Source organism: Streptomyces sp. NPDC054840 (assembly GCF_053611065.1).
This window is the reverse complement of record NZ_JBSGZP010000882.1, coordinates 1-2,478: the sequence shown is the minus strand read 5'-3', so window position 1 is coordinate 2,478 and position 2,478 is coordinate 1. Positions and strand designations below refer to the sequence as shown.

Genomic DNA, 2,478 nt, shown 5'->3' with positions numbered 1-2,478 from the left:
CGCTGGCGCGCGCCTCGGTCAGCTGCCGCTCGAGACGTTGCCGGAGAGGACCGGGATGTTGTCCAGGATGTGCGAGAGGGCCTCGTCGCCCTTGGCCTGGGTGGAGTTCTCGGTGCACTGCTGGTTCTGCGGGCTGGACAGGACCGGGATGTCCTGGACGCCGACGTTGACCAGGGCCAGCACGGACTGCACGTTGGCCTTCGCGGGAAGGGCGACGCAGGGCTTGTTGAACGAGCCCTGGATCAGCGCCATCTGCGGGCTCATGTTGCCGTAGGTGGCCTGGTTGCCGTAGATCTGCGCGGCGCCGTTGCCCTGGACGGTGTTGACGCCGTTGTCGTTGCCGATCGCCATCGCCTGCGGCGCCATGGCGGCACCGATGCCCACGACCGAGGCGGCAACCGCGGCCGAGGCCATCATCTTCTTGATCATTGTCGTCCCTTTTTTGCAGGATTGCCCGGTAGCGGAGCACCCGGATCAACGCCTCGACCCCGGTTCGGGTTGCGTGGCTTCACTCGGATGCAGGCGTTTCGAGCGGCATGGTTGACGGTCAGGCGCTGACGCAGGTGTTGCCGAACGAGGGGCTCAGCAGGGCGATCACGTTCACCGTGAGGCCGCAGGCGTTCACCGGGACGTCGAGGGGCACCTGGAGCAGGTTGCCGCTCAGGCGCCGGGGGACCCCGCGGTGACGCCGTGAGCCGTCGCGCCGTTCCCGCCGTGTGCGGAGGCGAGGCCCGCGCCGCCCATCACCGCGGCGGCGCCCGCGACGGCGATGGCGGTGCCGTGCACCAGCCTCCTCTTCATCCCGTATTTCCTTTCGGTTCGAACAATGGTGCCCCCCATAACGACCTGCCCGTTGTGAGGGTGCGCGCTATCACTCAAAAGGCCGTACGAGGGAGTCCGGCGTGATTTACAGCCGAATTTCTGACAAAGTTCCCTTCTGTTTTGTTCTCTTGATCGGAAATGGAGACAGGGTCATGGGTTCCTCCCGCAGAATCCTTGGCGCGCTCGGTCTGCTGTCCTGTCTCACCTTTTTCGTGCACGCCCGGACGGCGGAGGCGGCGGCTCCCGCTCCCAAGGAACTGCCCCGGATCCCCTTCGCCCAGCGTTACCAGGCCGTGCAGCACGGCGGGCTGGTGCGTGCCTCCAACTCCGGCATCGGCTGCCGCGAGGAGCGGTCTCCGCAGGTCGAGCCGTGTGCCGAGGTCAAGAAGGGCGCGGCCGGGGTCGACAGCGAGTTCGAGATGTTCCACAGCGAGGACGACAAGGACCCGGACACCTACAACTCCACCCGGGCCGAGCTCAAGGTCCCGCAGGGCGCGAAGGTCTCGCACGCCCGTCTCTGCTGGGGCGGGAACTGCGGGTGGATGAGCAGAAGCCGCCGCAGGACGACGGCCGGGTGCTGGTCGCCGATCCCGGCGGCGCGTACAAGGAGGTCCTTGCCGGCACGGCGATGGGCCCCCGTACGGACGCGGGCAGCGATGCCTACCAGGCCTCCGCCGACGTGACCCCGCTGGTCCGCAAGGGCGGCGCCGGCCTGTGGACGGCGGCGCAGCTCAACATCGCGATGGGCCACTCCGAGGTGGGGGCCTGGGTGGCTGGACGCCGGTCGTCGCCTACGAGTACCCGCAGGAGCCGGTGCGCCGGATCTCGCTGTGGGACGACTTCGAGCCGCTCGCCGCGCGCGCCGCTGACGGAACCGTCGAGATCGAGGGCCTGGACGCGCCGGCCGACTCCGCGGGCCGGGTCGGGATGGCCGGGTACGCCGGGGACCGCGGAACTCTCGGGGATTCACTCACCGTGACGGCCGACAGTGGTCGCCGGGTAAGTCTCAGCGATGGAGAAAATCCTTTCAATGATGTTATGAATTCCACGATCACGGAATTCGGCGATCAATCATTCGTGCGACATCCCGAACATGTGAACAATCTCGGATATGACGTGGACGTGTTCGACCTGAGTCCCGCGCTGTCCGGTGGTGCCCGCAGTCTGAGCTTCAGGTTCACGGGTGAAAGTCAGGGTCATTTCCTCGGTGTGCTCTTCGTCAGACAGACGCGCGCCGCTGAACGCAGGAGACCGCTCCACGTGCCCAGTCAACCTCGGGCGGCACAGCCCACGACCGTCCTCCACCTCGTACAACCCGTCGACGGCGGTGTGGCCAGGGTCGTCACCGACCTCGTCCGCGCGCAGACCGCAGAAGGGCTGCGCACCGTCGTCGGATGTCCGCCCGGCGGCACGCTCGGCGCCGCCGCCCGCGCCGCCGGGGCCGAGGTGTTCACCTGGCGCGCCGGGCGGGCCCCGGGGCCCCGACTGCCCGCCGAGATCACCGGCGCCCGCCAGGTGCTCCGTCAGGTACGTCCCGACCTCCTGCACGCCCACAGCGCCAAGGCCGGCCTCGCCGGCCGGCTCGCCGCGCGCGGGAGCCTGCCCACCGTCTTCCAGCCCCATGCCTGGTCCTTCGACGCGGTCGGCGGGGCCACC

Annotated in this window: 5 protein-coding genes; 2 read left to right on the top strand and 3 right to left on the bottom strand. The window is 68.8% G+C overall.

Features of this window, described 5'->3' with window-relative positions; genetic code table 11:
* Positions 1-18: 18 nt before the first annotated feature.
* The 3 genes from ACWGIU_RS35455 to ACWGIU_RS35445 form a co-directional block, all read right to left on the bottom strand.
* Positions 19-429 (bottom strand): rodlin, encoded by a 411-nt coding sequence (locus tag ACWGIU_RS35455; protein ID WP_453712204.1) that lies wholly within the window; start codon positions 427-429, stop codon positions 19-21.
* 118 nt (positions 430-547) lie between these two features.
* Entirely contained in the window at positions 548-643 is a 96-nt protein-coding gene (locus tag ACWGIU_RS35450; protein ID WP_453712203.1) for a chaplin, read from the bottom strand.
* Between the two features lie 17 nt (positions 644-660).
* Positions 661-801 carry a hypothetical protein gene (locus ACWGIU_RS35445; RefSeq protein WP_453712202.1) on the bottom strand — a complete coding sequence of 47 codons (141 nt, stop codon included), beginning with the start codon at positions 799-801 and terminating at the stop codon, positions 661-663.
* Between the two features lie 173 nt (positions 802-974).
* On the opposite strand from ACWGIU_RS35445, the gene ACWGIU_RS35440 reads away from it, so the two are divergent.
* Together ACWGIU_RS35440 and ACWGIU_RS35435 are read left to right on the top strand one after the other, a co-directional pair.
* Positions 975-1,505, top strand: coding sequence for a hypothetical protein (locus ACWGIU_RS35440; RefSeq protein ID WP_453712201.1), 531 nt, complete (start codon positions 975-977; stop codon positions 1,503-1,505).
* Positions 1,506-2,082: 577 nt separating this feature from the next.
* Positions 2,083-2,478 (top strand): glycosyltransferase family 4 protein (locus ACWGIU_RS35435; RefSeq protein ID WP_453712200.1); only part of this gene is annotated, 396 nt, incomplete at its 3' end.